The following is a 20739-nucleotide window of genomic DNA, read 5'->3' as shown; positions in this document are numbered from 1 at the left end:
CTCGCTCCTGTCAACACACCGCGCTGATACGCAATCTTCCAAACCGCCAACGCACAGCGCCGGTGAGTCTTCGGGCACGGACGCTTTGTGCAGGGAGCCTGGCTTCCTCTTGGCTCGCAGGAGAATGCGTTGGAGGACAGGCGGCACTAGTCTGAGCGTCAGCGAGTTGTGCCGACTGTTCTCCGCCCTTAGCATTCTTCTGCAAGCTTAGAGGAACCGCTCCCGAACCCCTGCGTTCGCGCCCGAAGACTCACCGGCGCGTACCTCTAGCCAATCTATTTCCCACAAACCTCAAGGATCTCCCCGCAGATTTCTTCTGCCGTCTTCCCATCCGTAGCAACCTTCACATCAGCCGCCGCCTCATACTTCGGCCTGCGCTTCTCCATCAGCTCTTCAATATACCCAACATTCATATTCCCATTCAGTACCGGTCTCTCCGTACTGTCCTTCACACGCTCGTAGATCGTCCCCGGCTCTGCCGTGAGAAGCACGATCTTCCCAGACTCCTTCATAAGCCGCACATTCTCCTCCTTCAAAACAGCACCTCCCCCACAGGAGATCACCGCCGGCTCCACTCCCGCAAAGCTTTTGATCAGATCTGTCTCCAACTCCCGGAAATACGCTTCCCCCTTCTCCTTAAAAATATCCGCGATCGCCATTTCCTCATTCTCCACGATCATCTGATCCATCTCCACCTGCCTCGCCCCGGTCATCTCCGCCAGGCACTCCGCGTTCGTACTCTTCCCGCAGCCCATAAATCCGATCAGAAAAATATGTTCCTTCAATCCCGCCATAATCTAAATTCTCCTTTTCGTACTAATAGTCTCTCAAAATCTCTAACTGTTTTCTCCCACACCCAAAACACTTTTCCACTTTCATGCGTCATTTAGTGCAAGTATACCAGATTTTAATCTGCTCTGCAATCAAAGCCCGTGGAACTTTTGTTTTCATATTTTCACACTTTAAAATCATAAATTTTCTTTTGCATTTTCTTTCCTGCACTGTTATAATAAAGCGAGAAAAATCACTCCCCGGAGGTACACATAAAATGGAAAACACCACATCCGCAGCTTCACCGATCACCGGACACACCGGTCTTATCTGTCTGCTCGGCAGCCCCTGCGCCCACAGCGTCTCCCCGATGATGCACAACGCATCCTTTGAGGCTCTTGGGCTCGACTACCGCTACCTCGCATTTGATGTCAATGAGGAGACACTTCCCACCGCAGTTGCCGGTTTAAAGGTTCTCGGTGCCCGCGGCTTCAACCTGACCATGCCGGATAAAAATCTCATGGTCTCCCTCTGCGACGAACTCTCCACCGCTGCCCGGATCATCGGTGCTGTCAACACGGTCGTAAACGAAGATGGACGTCTCGTCGGCCATAACACCGACGGCATCGGTTACATGCAGTCCGTAAAAGATGCCGGTTACGATATCATCGGCAAAAAAATGACACTTCTGGGCGCAGGAGGCGCTGCCACCGCAATTCTGGTACAGGCTGCCCTCGACGGCTTAAAAGAGATCTCCGTCTTCATGAGACCCACCAGCCGCTTCTACGACCGCCTGGTACATACCGTCGAGGAGCTCACTGAGATCACTGACTGCAGGATCAAGATCTGTGACTTCTCCGACGCGAATCTCTTAAAGAAAGAACTTGCGGACAGCGCTATCCTCACAAACGGGACCTCCGTCGGCATGGCTCCCCACGAGGATACCTGCCCGGTCCCGGAAAATCTGACTTTTCCGAAAGACCTCATCGTCTCCGATATCATCTACAATCCGCGTGAGACAAAGCTCCTCACCATGGCTAAAAATCAGGGCAACCCGTTCTTCAACGGATCCTATATGCTCCTCTACCAGGGTGCCGAGGCCTTCCGTCTCTGGACTGGAAAGGAGATGCCAGTGGAGAAGATCAAGAAGGAATTTTTCTCCGATCCTTTTTATTCAAAAAGCAACTTAGATCACTTACGCCGTGTCATTGCTGCTTTAAACGCCGGAAACGGTATTTCACATGAGTTAATCACTGACGAAAAATAAATACTCTACTTTTAAAGTTTCTATTTACACATGACCTCCAGAACCTGCCACCGACAGTTTTCTCTGGATGCATGGCATCAAAAAAGGAAAACGATCTGTCTGTGCAAACCATCAATACCACAAACAGATCGTTTTCCTTAATCAAATCTTTTATTTCAGGCTTTCATCATCTATCTTATGAACTGCCAGTTGTTTTATCTTCTACTTACTCTGTCCCGCAATAATCTCTTCCGCCATTCCAAACATCTCCTCAGCGCCGAGATCCTCACCAAACTTGAAGAGGCTGTAGCCCTGTCCGTCCATGTTCCACTCTACCGTGTAGGAAGTCATAACTTCGACCTTATCGCTGCCGTAAGCCAGGTTAAAATTGCCGTCTTCCTGGGCCTTTTTGTCCTCCTCGGTGAGCTCATAATCTGCCGGAACGAACTTGTTGGTCAGCTTGTAGAAACAGAGTTCTGTACCATCCTCGCATGTCCTCACCTCTGCCGGGGTGAGTTCTCCATCCATGCCGACTTCCGCGGAAAACGTGACATCCTCCATGCCGTCTTTTCCGTATGTGACGGAAAGCTGTGTTCCGTTTCCCAGTTTATTTCCATCTTTATCTTCCGTCTCATAGTTTACCGGCACAGCAGCCTTAAACGCGTACCCGTTGGAGAATTTCTCCGGGAAATCTACCATCGGTCCATTCTCCTTCTGAAGCTCCAGCGCCTGTTCATAGGTGTGGACTTCATCTCTTATATCGGTGCGGGATGTGATTCCCGCGATCTTTCCAATCGCGAACGCCGTCATGCTTCCAAATACACAGATCGCTGCAACTGCTGCTACCGCTTTTTTCATAAAACCTTTCTTCATATAATTTCCCTCTCTTTCTATCTTCTCATATACATTTCTCCGGATCCGCGCCTTCCGCACCGATTCGTCCGGAAGTTCGCCTGCGCGGCTCTCAAACATGTTTTTCAGTCTCTTTTCTAAGATAGGATCGTCCATGTTTTTCCTCCTTCCTCCTGTGTGAGGATTTGCTTCAACTGTTCCTTCGCGTGGAACAGCCTGGATTTCACCGTTCCCTCAAACACTCCGCAGACCCTTGCGATCTCGCGGATCGGCATATCATTGTAATAGTATAGGATCAACACGGTCTTCTGCTTCGGCGGCAGCTTTTCCACCGCCTCGTGGAGGATCCGCTCCTCTTCCTTCATAATGCAGTTTTCTAGGACGGACCTTCCGGTGTCCGCCTGCCCGGATGCAGGTTCCTCCTCCGGCTGTTCTTTCCGTGACTTTCTGCTGATCTTCCACGCGGACCTTGTGAGTATCCTGTAAAACCATGTCTTAAAGGCTGCCGGATCCCGGAGCTTCTTTCTGTTTAAATAGCAGGCGGTGAATGTCTCCTGGACAATGTCCTCGCTGTCCGCCGCGTTCCCGGAGATCAGCCAGGCCGCCCTGAGCGCCGGCCTCTCATACTTCTCCATCAGCTCCCCGAAGGCATCCATGTCCCCGTTGATCATGCGTCTCACGATATTCTCTTCATCCATGTCCTGCCTCCTCTCTTTTTTGATGCATCTGTCTTATAGAGACAGGCAATTGGGGGAAAGTTCATTTTTATCGGAAATTTCTTTTCTTCTTTATTCTTCCAAATATATAACTTATTTTTCCACCAGACATATTTATTTTTGTTTTTCTATCTACACTGACTTCCATCGCGTCTACCGTCAGCCATTTTCATAGAGCCGCAAAAAACAGGACAGCCACCCGCATCCACGCAGATGATCTGTCCTGTTTCGATTGATGCCTTAATATGATTTTTCGTACTAATACCTTAACTTGATCCTAGAAAGCTCCACATCCACCTCATATCCATGGCTGTGAAGATACTCCTTCATGCCCTCCCGCGCGAGGTCGATATGATTCTTCGGGACAACGGTAATGCTGCGGATCGGAAGCTTTTTCTTCCCGCCGCTTAAGTCGATCGCGATATATCTTATTGTAAAAAAGGAGATGAACCTGAGGAAATCACGCAAAGTTCCGGTATGTCCGGACTGCCTCCTCCTCTGCCGCCTTCATGATCTCTTCCACGGAATTGCCCTCGATGTCAAGCCCCTCTGCGGTATAGCACACAGTCTTATTGATTCCGTAATATACCTTGCAGAGTTTCTCGACATACTCATATCCGAGATTCAGATCCCCGATGGAGCCACCGCTGGTGGTCACATAATGGAGACTGTCGGCATGGCACAGCCCACCCGGGATTCCCTTGGAAGAAAAGGTAAAGGTCAGCCCTGTCACACAGATCTGCTCCAGATAACATTTCATTCTCGCCGGGAAAGTAAAATCCCAGTACGGGGCCGCCACAAGGATCCGGTCTGCGGACGCAAACTGCTTTGCATAGTCAAACAGCGGTCCCTCATAAATTCCGGCCCTCGTGAGCTGTTCCCGTCCTGCACTCTCTTTTCCGGTAAAAAGCTTCAGATCTTCATCCTCCAGGCACAGGGTCTCGACCTCATATTCCCCGTTCTTGTTCATTTCCTTTAATAAAGCCTGCGCAAGTCTCTCCGTTCTTGAAATATCGCGGTTCACGCAGGCGTCAATGTACAATAATTTTTTCATACCTTTCTCTCCAGATATTTTTGATATTACATGTATCTATAAATTCAACAGTCTTCTCGAAAGCTCCAGAACATCCTCCGTATTCTTACTGTTAAAGATCTTCACCTCACCTCCGGACTCTTTCCCTGATAACAGTCCACACTCAGTCAGGCGCTTTCTCGTCTGCTTCGCGGTTCCGAATCCACCGTCATAGATCGCCACGCCGGGCAGATGTTTCTGGATCTCATCTTTTACTAACGGGTAATGTGTGCAACCGAGTACCACCGCGTCGATCTCTGATTTCTCGTAAGGCTCGAACTGTTTTTCCAGATACTCGTCCAGAACAGGTCCCTCTAACATTCCGCCCTCGATATACTCCACAAGTCCCGGGCACGGCATCTTGATGATATTCGCCTCGTCCTCGTAGACATGCAGCATGGAATTAAATTTTGTCTGGGAGAGTGTCATAGGAGTCGCCATAACGACAACCTTTGAGTGCTCTTTCGCAAGCACCGCCGGCTTCAGCGCCGGTTCGATTCCGATCACCGGAATATCCTTCTTCTCATACTCCTCTCTCAATTCCCGGATCGCCACACTGGTTGCCGTGTTGCAGGCCACAACTATGGCTTTCGCCCCGCGTTCCAGCAAAAAATCCACATCCTTTTTTGTGAGGTCAATGACCTCCTCCGGGGTACGTATGCCGTAAGGGGCATTTGCGGAGTCCCCGTAATATAAGAAATCCTCCCCCGGCATCAGTTTCACTAATTCTCTCAAAACACTGATCCCGCCGAGTCCGGAATCCAAAACACCGATCGGTCGATTGTCTGTATTCATAATGTTCACCTCATTGACTGCTGCAGAAATCTGCCGGATCTCATGCAGCATATTATATGAATCCTCGTGTTCTCAGGCTGTCATGTTTCATTTCCATGACCGCACATCTCTTTCCTGCACAACACCAGTTATTTCATCGAATTATTCTTTGTGATGATCTCTTATATCTTATCACACTTTCCCCGTTTTGAACATCCACAGACTTTCTCCGCTCTGTTTTTGTGCATTTTTTAAAATTTAGGCCTTTATTTTTTTCATTTTTGGTTAATCTGTTTCTCAAAACACTGCTATACTTACGCTGTAACAAGAAAGAAGCGGTAACTGTTCAGTACCTTCACAGTTACGCAAAAATCCATTCCGAATTGCCTGCGGCAATGGGATTTTTGCCTGCTGGTCAAAATTATGTTACGGTCAGCGCAGTAAATGCGCAGACCTATTGAACAGTTATTAGTCACAAACTTAACAAAACCCCTTTATACACTAAAGCTGAGGGCTGCTAAGCGAATCCGGCAGAACGAATACTGGTTCGTTTGCCGGGAATCAGATTTTTGGAGGAAAAGATAAATGACTACTTTAAAAGCTGAAAAAAGAAGCATGGATGTAAAGGCAAAGAGATTAAGACGTGAAGGATTTGTTACAGGTAATGTTTTCGGACATGCCATCGAAGGCTCCATTCCGGTAAAGATGAACGCTGCAGATGCTGAACGTCTTTTAAAGACCGAACATAAAGGCGGCCAGATCAATCTCGACATTGAGGGGCAGGTATATGATGTCCTGATCAAGGAAATTGACTACAATGCAATGACAAGAAAGATCGATGAGATTGATTTTCAGGCACTTGTAAGCGATGAAAAGGTTACTTCTACTGCTGAGATCGTAATCCTGAACCGTGAGGCTGTTGTCGGCGGCGTTCTTCAGGAAGACTTAAGCGAAGTTGCTTACAGAGCATTCCCGTCCGCACTTGTCGAGAAGACAACACTGGATGCTGCAGGCCTCAAGGTTGGTGACATCGTACATGTCAAGGATCTTGACATCGCAAAGAACAAAGACATCGACTTAAAGACTGATCCGGAGGCTGTTGTGCTCTCCGTCATCCCGGTTCACAACGTTGTTCCGGAAACTGAAGTTACAACTGCACCTGCTGCAGCTGCTGCTGAGGAAAAAGAGACCAAATAATCTCCGCGTCCATATATAGAAATGGATATAAAAATGGCGGTATCGCTTCAATGGTGAGCGACGCCGCCATTTTTACATCCGTAGGAAATGAACACTCCTTGTACTTCCCGCTGGAATCAAGTATAATAAAAACAATCAAAGACGCTTTTTCTGATGGGAGGAATTTGCATGGGAAGTTATCTGAATCCGGGGAATCTTTCATTCCGCGGTAGTCTCCGCTCTAAAATTTATGTCGACAAAAGCGAACTGATCGCCAGAACCAATGAAGCGCTTTGTACCGAGCAGAAATATATCTGTGTAAGCCGTCCAAGAAGATTCGGAAAATCAATGGCCGCTAATATGCTCGCCGCATATTATGACCGGAGCGAGGATACAACGGAATTATTTCAAAATCTTGCTATCAGTAAAGACAGATCGTATAGGGAAAATCTGAACCAATATGATGTGATCAAAATCAATATGCAGGAATTTTTAAGTATGTCTGAAACAATGGAAGAAATGCTGGAGATGCTTAAAAATTATCTGATTTTGGATTTTAAGGAGACATTTCACGAAATACAGTTTCGTGATGAAAAGAATCTGATTCAGGTCATGAAAGACGTATTCCGTTATACCAAATGTCCTTTTGTGATCCTGATCGATGAGTGGGACTGCCTGTTCCGGGAGTACAAGCAGAATAAAGAGGCTCAGAAAAAATATTTAGATTTTTTGCGCGCATGGCTGAAGGATAAGGATTATGTGGCATTGGCCTACATGACCGGCATATTACCCATTAAAAAATATGGCTCCCATTCCGCATTAAATATGTTTACAGAATATTCCATGACCGATCCAGGCGATCTGGCCGGGTATTTCGGCTTCACTGAACAAGAAGTATCCAGACTCTGCGATACATACGATATGAATTTCGAGGAAGCGAAAACATGGTATGATGGATATCATCTGATCGCACATCGCCAGAATGGTGATGAACATTACTCTATTTACAGTCCTAAATCGGTTGTGGAAGCCATGCTGCGACACAAGTTGGGAACTTATTGGAATCAGACGGAAACATATGAAGCCTTAAAAATTTACATTCAGATGGATATGGACGGACTGCAGGACTCTGTGGTCAGAATGCTTGCAGGTGAAGCAGTACAAATCAATATAGGAACTTTCAGCAATGATATGACCACATTTGCCACTAAAGATGATGTCTTGACATTACTGATCCATCTCGGCTACCTGACATACAACAGCGTAGATGGTACCGTTGCCATTCCTAATAAAGAAGTCTCACAGGAATATGTGAATGCAATCAGCACCATGAACTGGCATGGCGTGATCGACTCCGTAGAATCATCCCGTAAACTTTTAGAATCATTGTGGGCCATGGACGCCGACGCAGTTGCGGCAGGAGTTGACAAGGCTCACGATGAAATTTCGATTCTTCAGTACAACGATGAAAATTCTCTGAGCTGTACCATAAATCTTGCATTTTACTTTGCACGTGAATATTATACGATAATCCGTGAACTGCCTACAGGTAAGGGTTTTGCTGATATATGTCTGATTCCGAGAAAACTGCATTTAGATAAGCCTGCGGTAGTGATCGAACTTAAATGGGATAAAAGCGCATCTGGAGCTTTAGACCAGATCAGAGAAAAACAGTATGGAAATGCATTGAAAGATTATCATGGTAGTATATTACTTGTTGGAATTAATTATAACAAAACAACGAAGAAACACGAATGCATGATCGAGACTATGCAGAAATAAATATAGTATCACGTGAACATCAGCAATATCTTTCAGCTTAAAAGATCAGAAAAGTCGCTGAGTTGACAATTCTGTATTTCCCTGCTATACTGTCTTACAGCTCATCGGAGGGCTTGTAAACGCATTTACAAAGCTGGATAAGATGCCGAAGGATCGTTCGGTATTTTATCCGGCTTTTTTATATAACTGGAAATTTCAGGTGGAAAATACTATGAAAAAGACAAATGATTTCACGGAAGGCAGCCAGATCATTCAGAGCGTCATGACGGTGATCACGAAAATCGCCATGGGCATCACGGTCCTTGTGGGGCAGAAAATCGGTGAAAAGCGTCCCCATGAGGCGGGCATCATTGGCAGCGGCATCGCAACCTCCGTGCTGGCGGGACTCTGCCTCAGCTATTTATTCTACACATACGTTCTGTACTTTGACGCACAAAATCACATCGGCGTCCCAACTTCGATCAAATTGCCATCCAAATCATAAAACCGGACCACCTTCTGTCCCCAACTATGTGTCATAAGGCGGTTCACATACTGGATATTGGGATATAACCGCTCCAATTTTTCAACAAATCTCTCTATGTTCTGTTCCTCAAAATAAAGCTCACACGAATTGCTTTCCGGAATAATAGTTTTCCCTAAAAAATCCTTCCATATCTTCTCCTCCTGCAGCACAAGCCCTTCCGTCAGGATTATATTTCCGTCATTATCAAGTACTATATCAAGTCCAAACAGATCATGATAAAACTTTTTCGATCTCTCAATATCCTTGACAACGATCAAAATATTCCTCAATCTCATTCTACTTCTCCTGCACCTCCTTGCCGCTCAAATGCTCGATCTCGATTTCAAACATCTGCACAGCCCTTCCCGCCTGCGCGATCTCCTCATCAGCCAGCTGTTCATTCGGATAATATTTCATCGCAAACCGTTTTAACATTTCCATTGCTTTCTCACTGCCATTTTCCATCAAATGACATCTCCCGAACACAACCGTACTCTGCATAAACGGTGCCCAGTCTTCCTCCCTGATCGTCTCATTTCCATAAACCGTAAAACATACCTTATCACATACCCGCAGTGCATCGACCTTATGCCCCGCGCGCGCACCATGAAAATAGATTTTCCGGTTCTCCCTGTCATAAAAATAATTGAGCGGGATCGCATACGGATATCCATCATCCCCATTCACCGCAAGAACACCTCTCCTGCTGTTTTGCAGAAGTTCCTCCGCCGCGCTATCCTCGATCTTATTTCTCTTTTTTCGAATCTCTCTAAACATAATTCTACACTCCTGATTCATAATATTACCAACCTCATCTTTTCCTTCTCCAAACACCGGCAAATTCTTCCAGATCCATTATATCTCACACGATTGGATTCGTCATCCTCTTCCTTCTCCAACGCGTTTTCCATCCCCGGTCATCCTTCATATTTTATCAATATCTGTTTTTCACTTTGCCGCATACAAGCGCTCACACTGTAACGTGCACGTTTGACAACTGTACATTTTTCACATATGATTGACACGCAAATACTAATACGAAAAAGGGAATCTCACCATGTTTGAAAAACTAAAATATTTCTCCACGATCTTCTTCGGCACCTTCATCATCGCCGTGGGAGTCTATTTCTTCATGAACCCGAACCATATCATCAGCGGAAGTATCTCAGGACTCGCCGTGGTTCTCGTAAACTTTGTCCCGCTGTCCCTGTCCGCCATGACGCTGCTCTTAAACATCATCTGCATCATCCTGGCATTCCTCTTCGTGGATAAGACCTTCGGGACAAAGATCATCTTTATCTCCGTCCTGCTGCCGGCGCTTCTCTTTGTGTTCGAGATCCTGTTCCCAAATCCGGGTTCTCCCACAGGAAATATCGCCCTGGACGTGGTGGGAATGATCGTCGTGATCTGCTACGGACAGGCAGTCCTCTTTAACGCCAACGCCGCGTCCGGCGGTCTCGACATTATCGCGAAGATCATGAACAAGTACCTCCACATGGATCTCGGAAAGTCCATCATTATCGCCGGAATGGTGACCGTCGCAAGCTCCTATTTCGCCTACGACCTCCAGACCGTGATCATCGGCGCCCTGTCCACCTACTTCAGCGGCCTCGTCCTGGACTACTTTATCGACGAGTTCACCGGAAAGATCCGCGTCTGCGTGATCTCCGAGCACAACGATGATTTCAAGCGCTACGTCATCGAAACACTCCAGCGCGGAATCACCGTCTACACCGCAACCGGCGGCTACAGCGACACGCAGAAGGAAGAGATCCTTGCGATCCTCACCAAAAAGGAATATGGTCAGTTTATGGACTACGTCCAGGCAAAGGACCCCAACGCCTTCGTAACGATCTCCAACGTGAAGCGCGTGGTGGGAAGCTGGAATACGCCGAAGAGACGGACGTACTTCTAACACTTGAAAAAGCCGTCAGGCAGCGGCAGCTTTTTCAAGTGTATGACATCAAAAAAGCAGATCTGCAGCGGCAACATGTCATGTTACCTGCAGACCTGCTTTTCTTAATATTATACAAAATTCTGATTTTAGTTCAGGAAATTCTCAATAATGACGTTCTCCGCCTCTTCCTCGGTAAGTCCAAGTGTCCGGAGCTTTAATAACTGCTCATCGTTGATCCTTCCGATGGCCGCCTCATGGATGATCGCAGCATTTAAATCGCGCGCGCGGATCTCCGGAATGGATCCGATCTCGGCGTGATCCATGATGATGGAGTCACACTGGATATGGGCCTGACATTTGTTGTTTCCGACCGCCTTCGGGTGGAAGGTCTGGACGGAATTGCCTTTTCCGACAGATCTTGAGATGATCTGGGCTGAGCTGTCCTCACCGTTTAAACGTACCTCGATGTTGGACTCCGCCGTCTGGTCTCCCTCAGTCATGAGGCGCTCCGTCACATACAATCTGGAGTTTTTATCCATCTCCACAAGTGTCTCGCGGACTGTGGAGTCAACGCCCTTGATCTGTGCCGTATCCAGCGTAAATACGGAATTTTCTCCCACATAGATATTCGTCACCGGATTCAGCACACGGCCGCCGGTTCCATTTCCCTCTCCATAATGCTTTTCCTGATAACAGACGTTCGCGTTCTTTCCAACATGAAAGGTGTGGATCCCGTCATGTCTGCTCTCATTGCATCCGCTGTTGTGGATCCCGCAGCCCGCAACGATCGTAACGTCCGCGCCGTCCGCGATATAGAAATCATTGTATACAAGGTCTGTCATGCCGGAAACGCTGACGACCACCGGGATGTAAACTTTCTCGCCCTTTGTATCGCCATCAATATAGATATCGATCCCCGGCTTGTCCGTCTTCTTCTTGATCTTAATATGCTCACTGTCACCGTGGCAGATGGACGTTCCGTTCTGGCGCAGATTGAAAGCGCCCTTCTGGGAAAATCCGTTGTCATTGATGACCTTCAGTACCTCTTCTACTACATGATCCAGCTCTACCATTACGCTCTCACCCCCGCATTTCCTGCACATGCATGACATTTATCAAGACCTTCTAAACACGGCAGGACATCTTCCTTCCGTCCTTCCGCCTTGATCTTCCCGTCATCGATCACCATGATCCGGTCTGCCATGCTGATGATCTTCTCCTGATGGGAGATGACGATCAGACTCTGTTTTTTCTCCTTATGGATCTCCTCAAACTTCCGGATCAACATCGAGAAGCTCCAGAGATCGATCCCTGCTTCCGGCTCATCAAAAATACATAAGGTATGTTCCTTCGCAAGAACCGTCGCGATCTCGATCCGCTTCATCTCGCCTCCGGAAAGCGTTCCGTCGATCTGACGGCCTAAATATTCCTCAGCGCAGAGTCCCACGTCAGACAAAAGCCTGCAGCACTCCTGATCTTCCAGCTCTCTTCCTGCTGCCAGCGCAAGAAGTCTCTGCACCGTCATTCCCTTAAATCTCGGTGGCTGCTGGAATGCATAGCCGATCCCGGCGTTAGCCCGGTGGTTGATATCGTAATCCGTGATATCTTCCCCGTTTAAAAAGATCTTTCCGCTCTCCGCCTTCTCGATTCCGATCAGGACCTTCGCCAGTGTGGACTTTCCACCGCCGTTTGGTCCCGTAATCACCAGCATCTCCCCATCGTCCACCTGGAAAGAAATATGATCCAGAAGACATTTTTTCGCCCCGTTATCCTCCACATGGAGAATCAAATTTTCCGCTTTTAACACAATTTCACCTCTCTGTATCTATCAATGGGCTCAGACCCTGTCGGATAAAAGCCCATGTACATCGACACCATTCCTGCGTCTGTATCCAAATATAAACTGTATTTATCTGGTAGGAATAAGTGTATTATAACGCAAAACCGATAATTTCGCCATCAAATTATAAGATTCTCCGGTTGTTCCTTTTTTTATACATTCTTCTGCGTTCTGATTATACCTTCCATCGGTTCTATTCCAATTTTAGTCTCCCCGACAGTTCAAATTGCCTTTTTTCATATTCTATGATAGACTATCCCTTACACGCACAAATGTATTTGTGATAAAAACATGAGGAGAAATTAATTATGAATCGTAAACGAAGTTCGTTCTCCGGAAAGCTCGGTTTCGTCCTGTCGGCGGCGGGCGCGTCCGTAGGACTTGGAAACATCTGGCGTTTCCCCTATCTCGCAGCAAAGTATGGCGGGGGAATCTTTCTACTCGTCTATATCATTCTGGCACTGACCTTTGGCTACACAATGATCGTGGCGGAAACTGCTCTCGGCCGCATGACAAAAAAGAGTCCGGTGGGTGCCTATGAATCCTTTGGAAAATCAAAATGGCTGTCCTTCGGCGGCTGGATCAATGCTGTGATCCCGATCCTGATCGTCCCGTACTATTCTGTGATCGGCGGCTGGGTCATCAAATATCTGGCTGAATACCTTCTTGGACATGGACAGGCCCTTGCCACAGACGAATATTTCTCCGCGTTTATTTCCAACGGTCGTTCCACGGAGATCTGCTTTATTCTCTTCACCCTGTTTACAGTTGTTATCATTTACGCAGGTGTACGCAACGGGATCGAGCGTGTATCGAAGTTTATGATGCCGATCCTCGTGGTCCTTTCCCTGCTCATCGCGGGCTATTCCGTATCGAGACCGGGGGCTATGAGTGGTGTGAAATATCTGCTGGTACCAAACCTTGAGAACTTCTCATGGATGACGGTGGTATCCGCTATGGGACAGATGTTCTACTCCCTGTCCATCGCCATGGGAATCCTTATCACCTTCGGTTCCTACATGAAAAAAGATACTTCGATCGAAGATTCCACCCAGAATGTTGAGATCTTCGATACCGCGATCGCGATCATGGCCGGTCTCATGATCATCCCGGCCGTCTTCGCCTTCTCCGGCGGTGACCCGGATACCCTGCAGGCCGGTCCTGCGCTGATGTTCATCACGATCCCGAAGGTGTTCGCAAGCATGGGACTCGGAGCCGCAGTCGGCATCCTGTTTTTTGTCCTGGTCCTGTTCGCGGCTGTCACAAGTTCCATCGCCCTGACCGAGAGTGCCGTCTCCACTTTTGAGGATGAGCTGCACTGGAGCCGGAAAAAAGCGACGGTATTTATGGCTGTCATTATGCTCCTGCTCGGAACGCTCTCCTGTCTTGGCTATGGTCCACTGGCCGGTGTGACCGTGATCGGAATGCAGTTCCTTGACTTCTTCGATTTCCTGACAAACTCTGTTATGATGCCGATCGCGGCGATCGCAACCTGCCTTCTCGTATCGAAAGTCATCGGAGTTGCAAAGATCGAACAGGAGGTCACAGACGGCGGCCATCCGTTCCGCAGAAAAGTGATCTTCCAGTTTATGATCCAGTATCTCTGCCCGATCTTTGCGGCGATCATTCTGATCAGTTCTGTGGCGAACGCGTTTGGGTGGATCTCGATGTAACATCCACCCATCCTTTTGCGCCTGCAGCCCGCTCGAGCTCCGGGATCGTAAGTTTTACCGCACTGTGGTCATTTCCCGCAGCCGGGTACACCGTTGTGAACTGCTTCAGGCTGTCATCCAGATAGACCTCGATCCCCTCGTTGATCCCAAAGGGGCACACGCCACCCGGCGCATGGCCGATCCGCGCTTCTACCTGATCAAACGGGATCATCTTCGCCTTTACATGAAATGTATCTTTATATTTGTGGTTATCGACTTTTGCCGTCCCTTCCGTCAGGATCAGGACGGCTTTTTCACCCTGTAAAAAGGACATGGTCTTCGCAATCATTCCCGGCTTCACATCCAGTGCCTCCGCAGCCTCTGCCACTGTGGCCGTTGATTCTTTCAGCTCAATCACATGATCCAGAAATCCCTTCTGTTCCAGATCTGCTTTTGCTTTTTCAAGTGACATGATCCTATTTCTCCTTTGTTGATAATTCGCTGACTGGATTTTCGATCTCCGCAATATCAGCATCCAAATAACTTCGCAGTCTTCTCCATCCTCTCCGCGATCGGAACTCCAAACGGGCACCGTGCTTCGCACAAATGACATCCGATGCACTCCGACGCCTTATGTTCCAGAAGCTCATAGTGAGACTGCACTGTCGCCGGGATCTTCGGCTGCATGGTTGCCAGATCATAAAACTTGTTGATCATAGCAATATCCAGATTTGCGGCACACGGCTTGCAATGTCCGCAGTATGTACATTCGCCCCGGTAGGAATGGAACGGCGCATTCGCGATCACAGACGCATAGTCTTTCTCCGTCTCTGAGGCAGTCTCATATCCCACTGCCGCATCTACCTGCTCCTTTGTGTCATATCCACACATGATGGAGCAGACAGCCGGTCTCGTCAGCGCATAGTGAATACACTGGACCGGGGTAAGACAGACACCGAACGGAGATCTCTTCGCATCGAAAAGTCTTCCGCCCGCGAATCCCTTCATGACCGTGATCCCCACATCGTTCTCCTCACAGGCCTTATAGAGCATCGCCCGGTCCAGATCGATCCCCTCAAGTCCCGCGTCAAACTCCTCCGCAAACATCGTATCGATATCCTCACTCGCCGGCAGCATATCAAACGCCGGGTTGATACTGAAAAGGATCATCTCTATATATCCGGACTCAACCGCCTTCATAGCTACCTTCGGATTGTGGGAGCTCATGCCGATGTGCCGGATCACGCCTTTTTCTTTCAGCTCCATCACATAATCCAGATAATCAGAGTGCTGGATCTTCTCCCACTCTTCCTCAGAATCCACATAGTGGATCATTCCGAGATCGATATAGTCGGTCTGTAGTCTCTTTAAAAGGTCCTCAAAGGCCGGACGCACATATTTCATCTCCCGCGTGCGGAAATACTGTCCGTCCTTCCAGGTAGACCCGATATGTCCCTGAATGAACCACTGATCCCGGTTCTCTTTCATTCCCTCGCCGATGATATTTCTCGATTTCGGATCCGCCATCCAGCAGTCCAGCATATTGATCCCTTTCTCTGACGCATACCGGATCAGCTCAATGCCCTCAGTTTCCGTATGCCGTTCCAGCCATTCCCCGCCAAATCCGATCTCACTCACCATGAGCCCTGTTTTTCCCAATCGTCTTGTCTTCATGTGTTCTCCTCCGATCATCTGTTGCCTCCGGCATTTCTCCCATCAGGATCCTACTGAAATGCCCCCGGTCCGTCGCTCTCCGACACGAATTTTGCGATCTTCACCGCTCCATTTCCATTCTTATCCACAGCATAGAACGTATACGTTCCTTTTTCCGTGATCTGGAACGCCGCCATATCCTTCTCATTCACCGTAAACGCCGTTCCTTCCACAGTCCCGTTCGCAAACTCCCCGGCTGTATGCTCGCCCTTTGCATAGAAGAGCTTATCAAGATCCCCGTCAATATCGAGGACGCGGACCGTCAGATACATTCCGCCATTCCGGTTCGAGGTCTGCATTTCCAGATATGGAGCCGTCCCGTTCTCCGGTCTCGTTCCACCGATCTGAAATCCCTTTCTCGATAGACTGCTGATATCATAGGAAAGGGCTGCGCCCACATTCAGCATACCGCCGGACACCGTCACGTCCTTGAGACTCTCCATCGGTGTCACCGTGGACATCAGGATCTCCTTCACATCCGCAACCCCGATCCCGTCAAAATACGAATAGATCATTGCCGCCGCCCCGGACACCATCGGTGCCGCCATGGACGTTCCGCTCATGTATCCATAGGTGTTTCCAGGGGTCGTACTTAAGATATAACTTCCCGGCGCCGCAAGATCCACAGTCGTTTTTCCATAGTTGGAGCTTGCGGACAGTGCCCCATCAAAGCTTAGATTCGCGACGGAAATAATATTGTCCAGGTCATACGCCGCCGGATAAAACGGGATCACGTCCGTATCAACGCCTTTTCCTGTCTTCGGATTTCCGTTTCCCGCCGCCACTACAAACAGCATACCGGAATTCTTCATCGCCTCATATAACGCCTTATCATCTGTCGTCGACGTCAGGCTCAGGTTGCAGATCACCGCACCGTTATCCTCCGCATATTTGATCGCTTTGATGACAGCCGCCGTACTTCCGCCGCCGTCATTTCCCCCAAGAGCCTTTAACGCCATCACCCGAACCCGGGTTCCCGGAACGATTCCCGAGATTCCGATCCCGTTTCCTGTCCCGGCACTGATCGTCCCGGCCCCGTGGGTTCCGTGGCTGTCCTCATTCCCGGTGAAGATCTGATTGTTATTATTGTAGAAATTCCACCCATAACAATCATCCACGTAGCCGTTTCCGTCATCGTCGATGCCGTTTCCCGGAATCTCATCGGTATTGACCCATAAAGTGTCCTTCAGATCTTCATGAGAAGCATCAATTCCCGTATCGATCATTGCGACGATGGTATCATGGCTTCCGTTCCCATATGTCTCCCATGCCTGTTTCAGGTTGATATCCACGCCGGAAACCGCCTGTCTCTTCTTTACCTCCACGAGAGTTCCAAGAAGCTCCGCATTCTCCGATGGCTGACCGAACGGATCCGAGTAGACCGGATACTTCGTAACCTCTTCCGATGTGAACGATCCATCGTTGAAGAACGCCCACTGCTCTGACGCGGACGGGTCATTCGTCTGAAGTTTTTCAGACGCATACGCCATAGACGGCTGTCCCACTGCCGCGAGCATCACCGCCGCCATAAATCCCGCCGCATGTCTGCAGACCGCTTTTCTCTTTCCATAATCATTCTGATCCATAAAAATTCTCTTTTCTCTCCATTTCCAGCCCTGCAAAGCGGACATTCGCAATTCGTTTCTGCTGTCTTCTGAGCTGTGTTCAAATCTGTATTTTATTTTACCAGCTATTCTTGTCTTTTTCATGAATTATTTCTTTTAATTTGCTGATATAGAAAAATGGGCAGGATGACACTTTTTGTCACCCTGCCCACATTTATCCATATTTAGTTCTGCTGCTCCGGATTCTGCTCCGTCGGGGCCTCCAAAGCCTCAGCAGCCTGTACCGGCTGGCTCGCCGCGTCCTCCGCGAACTCGCCTCCCATACGGCTCTTCTCTTCTTTCTTTCCTTCCTCCGGCTCCGGGATTCCCTTCACCTGGCGGAAGATCTTCATGAACTCCTTGCCTGTGATCGTCTCTTTCTCGATCAGGAACGCGGCGATCTGATCCATCGCTTCGCGGTTCTCGGAGAGAAGACGCTTCGCCTCAGCATAGGCGTTCTTTAACATTTTCATGACTTCCGTATCGATCTCAGCCGCCGTAGCGTCACCGCAGTTTAAGACGGTGCGTCCTGTCAGATACTGGTTCTCCTGGGTCGCAAGCCCCATAAGACCGAACTTCTCAGACATACCATACTGGGTGACCATCGCTCTCGCGATCCTTGTCGCCTGCTCGATATCGTTCGCAGCACCTGTCGTCACCGTGTCAAACACGAGTTCCTCAGCCGCACGTCCGGCAAGGGAAACCACAAGCATTGCCTCAAGTTCTTTTTTCGTATTTAAATATTTTTCCTCTTCCGGAACCTGCATGACATATCCTAACGCTCCCATGGTACGCGGAACGATCGTGATCTTCTGGACCGGTTCAGCATCCTTCTGAAGCGCGGTGACAAGCGCGTGTCCAACCTCATGGTAGGAGACGATCCGGCGCTCCTCTTTGCTTAAGATCCGGTCTTTCTTCTCTTTTCCGACGAGAACAAGCTCCACAGCCTCAAAGAGGTCTTTCTGGGAGACAGCCTGGCGTCCGTTCTTGACTGCGTTGATAGCCGCCTCGTTCATCATGTTCGCGAGATCCGCGCCCACAGCACCGGAAGTCGCAAGGGCGATCTCCTCGAAGTCGACAGTCTCATCCAGGCGCACATCCTTGGAATGTACCTTTAAGATATTGACACGGCCCTTCAGGTCCGGCTTGTCAACAATCACACGTCTGTCAAAACGTCCCGGTCTCAAAAGTGCCGGATCCAGGATCTCCGGACGGTTCGTCGCGCCCAGGACGAGAAGTCCCTTAGAGGAATCAAATCCATCCATCTCGGAAAGCAGCTGGTTTAAGGTCTGCTCTCTCTCATCATTTCCGCCCATCCGGCTGTCACGGCTGCGTCCGATGGCATCGATCTCATCAATAAAAATGATACACGGTGCGGACTGCTGTGCCTGCTTGAAGAGGTCTCGGACACGAGACGCACCCACGCCGACAAACATCTCCACGAAATCAGAACCGGAAAGGGAATAGAACGGAACATGTGCCTCACCGGCTACCGCCTTCGCAAGCAGAGTCTTACCTGTTCCTGGAGGTCCCACAAGGAGCGCTCCTTTCGGCAGTTTTGCACCGATCTTTGAATATTTCTGCGGATTGTGCAGGAAATCGACGATCTCCACAAGGGATTCCTTCGCCTCGTCCTCGCCCGCTACGTCAGCAAACGTGACTCCCGTCTCCTTCTGGACGTAGACCTTGGCGTTGCTCTTTCCAACGCCCATCATTCCTCCGCCGCCCATCCGGCTGTACATCATATAGAGAAGTCCGATCATGAGCGCCGACGGGAGTACCCATCCCATCAGAAAGTTTAAAATACTCGCGCTCGTACTCGTATCTTCCGCCACCACATGGACCCCGTTGGCATCTAAAAGACGCTCTGCAAGATCAACATCCGGGATTCTTACCGTATAATACTGGATGAAGCGGGAAAGCTTCGTGGAAGAAGTCTTTGGCGTTAAGTAGATCCTGTTGTTGGAGATCTTCGCCGTATCGATCTCTCCCTCTTTTAAGTATTCCACAAATTCCTCATACCCGAGTTCCTGGGTCTGGTTTTTGCGGACCATGTTGTTCATAACGGTCACAGCGATCAGCGTGATCACTAGGATCAGGGCGAGCACCCCGATATTCTGTCCGCTTGGCCGCTTTCCGCCATTTCTGTTCTGATTGTTATTGTCCATTGATTTTCTCCACTTCTTTTGCGCATATATCACATTTGGGTATATTGACCCATGATTTTGTGATACCTAATCATTATAAGTTGAGTTTCCCCATAAGGCAATAAAAAAAGTATGAAATTTCTATGTTTACAAAAAATATCAGAAACGCTACAATACAACATGGATAGCAATTTTATCATTTAAAATATATCTGAAAGGATATTTATCATGAATACCGTCACACACCCGATTCCGCCTGTTTTTGACAGCGCCTCCAGGATTCTGATCCTCGGTTCCTTCCCGTCCGTCAAATCCAGGGAAGGACATTTTTTCTATCACCACCCGCAGAACCGTTTCTGGAAGACCCTGGCCGGAATTCTCGCGGTTCCGGTTCCGGGCAGTATTGATGAGAAAAAGGAATTTCTCCTCTCCCATCATATTGCCCTCTGGGATGTGATCGCATCCTGCTCCATCGAAGGTTCCAGCGACAGCTCCATCCACGATGTCGTGCCCAACGATCTCTCCCGGATCCTGTCCACAGCCGACATCCGGGCGATCTTCTGCAACGGAAAGACATCCTGGAATTACTACAGAAAATATCAGGAATCCGCAACCGGCATCCCGGCAGTCTCCCTGCCATCCACAAGTCCGGCGAATGCGGCGTGGACGCTGGAGAAATTGGAGGGCGCCTGGGGTATTATTACTGATTATCTTAAATAGATAGATATTAATTGTAACTATTCAGTACCTTCATAGTTACACGCAAAAATCCATTCCAGATCAGCTTCGCTGATGGGATTTTTGCCCTCCAGCCTATGTTTTCTTACGGTCAGCGCAGCAAGTGCGCAGACCTACTGAACAGTTACTATTAATTTTAACTACCCCAAGCGCTTTGTCATTGTTATGTAAAACACAGGTAGATTACTAAATTCTCCTGTTTTGAGACATTTTTATAATTTAACCTATTGTGCTATTTCAAATAAAACGTTTAA

General features: G+C 48.6%; 21 protein-coding genes. 7 read left to right on the top strand and 14 right to left on the bottom strand.

Translation table 11 applies throughout. The annotated features are described in order from the left end of the window. Positions 1-275: 275 nt before the first annotated feature. The gene (locus DWY93_RS06960; RefSeq protein WP_117470756.1) at positions 276-794 is read right to left on the bottom strand and encodes a shikimate kinase; all 519 of its coding nucleotides are present in this window, start codon (positions 792-794) and stop codon (positions 276-278) included. Between the two features lie 254 nt (positions 795-1048). On the opposite strand from DWY93_RS06960, the gene aroE reads away from it, so the two are divergent. Further along, positions 1049-2038, top strand: a complete 990-nt coding sequence (gene aroE, locus DWY93_RS06955) for a shikimate dehydrogenase (protein WP_117470755.1) — start codon at positions 1049-1051, stop codon at positions 2036-2038. A 201-nt stretch (positions 2039-2239) separates the two neighbouring features. Here the strand turns inward: aroE and DWY93_RS06950 are convergent, their stop codons facing one another. From DWY93_RS06950 to murI, 5 genes are all read right to left on the bottom strand, one after another. Then, entirely contained in the window at positions 2240-3025 is a 786-nt protein-coding gene (locus tag DWY93_RS06950) for a hypothetical protein (protein ID WP_015553636.1), read from the bottom strand. After that, positions 3007-3567 (bottom strand): RNA polymerase sigma factor, encoded by a 561-nt coding sequence (locus DWY93_RS06945; protein WP_117470754.1) that lies wholly within the window; start codon positions 3565-3567, stop codon positions 3007-3009. Before DWY93_RS06945 ends, DWY93_RS06950 begins: the two co-directional genes overlap by 19 nt. 276 nt (positions 3568-3843) lie before the next feature. Further along, positions 3844-4053: a hypothetical protein gene (locus DWY93_RS06940; protein ID WP_117470753.1), complete on the bottom strand. Its 210-nt coding sequence runs from the start codon at positions 4051-4053 to the stop codon at positions 3844-3846. Then, positions 4046-4639: an NAD(P)H-dependent oxidoreductase gene (locus tag DWY93_RS06935; RefSeq protein WP_015553638.1), complete on the bottom strand. Its 594-nt coding sequence runs from the start codon at positions 4637-4639 to the stop codon at positions 4046-4048. The genes DWY93_RS06940 and DWY93_RS06935 overlap by 8 nt, the downstream gene beginning before the upstream one ends. A gap of 36 nt (positions 4640-4675) precedes the next feature. Further along, positions 4676-5452, bottom strand: coding sequence for a glutamate racemase (gene murI / locus DWY93_RS06930; RefSeq protein WP_181968505.1), 777 nt, complete (start codon positions 5450-5452; stop codon positions 4676-4678). A gap of 564 nt (positions 5453-6016) precedes the next feature. Here murI and DWY93_RS06925 point away from each other — a divergent pair. The 3 genes from DWY93_RS06925 to DWY93_RS06915 all read left to right on the top strand — a co-directional run bounded on the left by DWY93_RS06925 (position 6017) and on the right by DWY93_RS06915 (position 8873). Then, positions 6017-6628: a 50S ribosomal protein L25 gene (locus DWY93_RS06925; RefSeq protein WP_117470751.1), complete on the top strand. Its 612-nt coding sequence runs from the start codon at positions 6017-6019 to the stop codon at positions 6626-6628. 168 nt (positions 6629-6796) lie between these two features. Beyond that, positions 6797-8389, top strand: a complete 1593-nt coding sequence (locus tag DWY93_RS06920; protein ID WP_117470750.1) for an AAA family ATPase — start codon at positions 6797-6799, stop codon at positions 8387-8389. A 211-nt stretch (positions 8390-8600) separates the two neighbouring features. Further along, positions 8601-8873, top strand: a complete 273-nt coding sequence (locus DWY93_RS06915) for a hypothetical protein (RefSeq protein WP_117566762.1) — start codon at positions 8601-8603, stop codon at positions 8871-8873. Here the strand turns inward: DWY93_RS06915 and DWY93_RS06910 are convergent. Together DWY93_RS06910 and DWY93_RS06905 are read right to left on the bottom strand one after the other, a co-directional pair. Further along, entirely contained in the window at positions 8828-9190 is a 363-nt protein-coding gene (locus DWY93_RS06910; protein ID WP_117470748.1) for a VOC family protein, read from the bottom strand. The genes DWY93_RS06915 and DWY93_RS06910 overlap by 46 nt on opposite strands. A gap of 1 nt (position 9191) precedes the next feature. After that, positions 9192-9671 carry a pyridoxamine 5'-phosphate oxidase family protein gene (locus DWY93_RS06905; protein WP_015553643.1) on the bottom strand — a complete coding sequence of 160 codons (480 nt, stop codon included), beginning with the start codon at positions 9669-9671 and terminating at the stop codon, positions 9192-9194. A gap of 280 nt (positions 9672-9951) precedes the next feature. Between DWY93_RS06905 and DWY93_RS06900 the strand changes: the two genes are divergently transcribed. After that, entirely contained in the window at positions 9952-10809 is an 858-nt protein-coding gene (locus tag DWY93_RS06900; RefSeq protein WP_117470747.1) for a YitT family protein, read from the top strand. 128 nt (positions 10810-10937) lie between these two features. On the opposite strand, the gene DWY93_RS06895 is transcribed toward DWY93_RS06900, so the two are convergent. Both DWY93_RS06895 and DWY93_RS06890 read right to left on the bottom strand, forming a co-directional pair. Continuing rightward, positions 10938-11864 carry a SufD family Fe-S cluster assembly protein gene (locus tag DWY93_RS06895; protein ID WP_117470746.1) on the bottom strand — a complete coding sequence of 309 codons (927 nt, stop codon included), beginning with the start codon at positions 11862-11864 and terminating at the stop codon, positions 10938-10940. Beyond that, a complete protein-coding gene (locus DWY93_RS06890) occupies positions 11864-12598 on the bottom strand; it encodes an ATP-binding cassette domain-containing protein (RefSeq protein ID WP_117470745.1) in 735 nt (244 codons plus the stop codon). The genes DWY93_RS06895 and DWY93_RS06890 overlap by 1 nt, the downstream gene beginning before the upstream one ends. A gap of 341 nt (positions 12599-12939) precedes the next feature. Between DWY93_RS06890 and DWY93_RS06885 the strand changes: the two genes are divergently transcribed. Further along, positions 12940-14304, top strand: a complete 1365-nt coding sequence (locus DWY93_RS06885; protein ID WP_117470744.1) for a sodium-dependent transporter — start codon at positions 12940-12942, stop codon at positions 14302-14304. On the opposite strand, the gene DWY93_RS06880 is transcribed toward DWY93_RS06885, so the two are convergent. From DWY93_RS06880 to ftsH, 4 genes are all read right to left on the bottom strand, one after another. After that, complete coding sequence (locus DWY93_RS06880; RefSeq protein ID WP_117470743.1) at positions 14264-14755, bottom strand: YbaK/EbsC family protein; 492 nt, start codon at positions 14753-14755, stop codon at positions 14264-14266. The two genes, DWY93_RS06885 and DWY93_RS06880, sit on opposite strands and share 41 nt — an antisense overlap. Before the next feature lie 56 nt (positions 14756-14811). Continuing rightward, positions 14812-15957, bottom strand: coding sequence for an aldo/keto reductase (locus DWY93_RS06875; protein WP_117470800.1), 1146 nt, complete (start codon positions 15955-15957; stop codon positions 14812-14814). Positions 15958-16007: 50 nt separating this feature from the next. Next, on the bottom strand, positions 16008-17582 hold the full coding sequence (locus DWY93_RS06870; RefSeq protein ID WP_181968504.1) for a S8 family peptidase: 1575 nt from the start codon (positions 17580-17582) through the stop codon (positions 16008-16010). 203 nt (positions 17583-17785) lie between these two features. Continuing rightward, positions 17786-19768 (bottom strand): ATP-dependent zinc metalloprotease FtsH, encoded by a 1983-nt coding sequence (gene ftsH, locus DWY93_RS06865; RefSeq protein ID WP_117470741.1) that lies wholly within the window; start codon positions 19766-19768, stop codon positions 17786-17788. A gap of 207 nt (positions 19769-19975) precedes the next feature. Here ftsH and DWY93_RS06860 point away from each other — a divergent pair, with 207 nt between their 5' ends. Then, positions 19976-20467 (top strand): DNA-deoxyinosine glycosylase, encoded by a 492-nt coding sequence (locus DWY93_RS06860; protein ID WP_117470740.1) that lies wholly within the window; start codon positions 19976-19978, stop codon positions 20465-20467. Positions 20468-20739: the final 272 nt, after the last annotated feature.

This window comes from Clostridium sp. AF28-12 (assembly GCF_003435225.1).
GTDB classification, from domain to species: Bacteria; Bacillota; Clostridia; order Lachnospirales; family Lachnospiraceae; genus Pilosibacter; species Pilosibacter fragilis.
The sequence above is the reverse complement of the archived record's forward strand: the minus strand, read 5'-3'. Positions and strand labels throughout refer to the sequence as shown.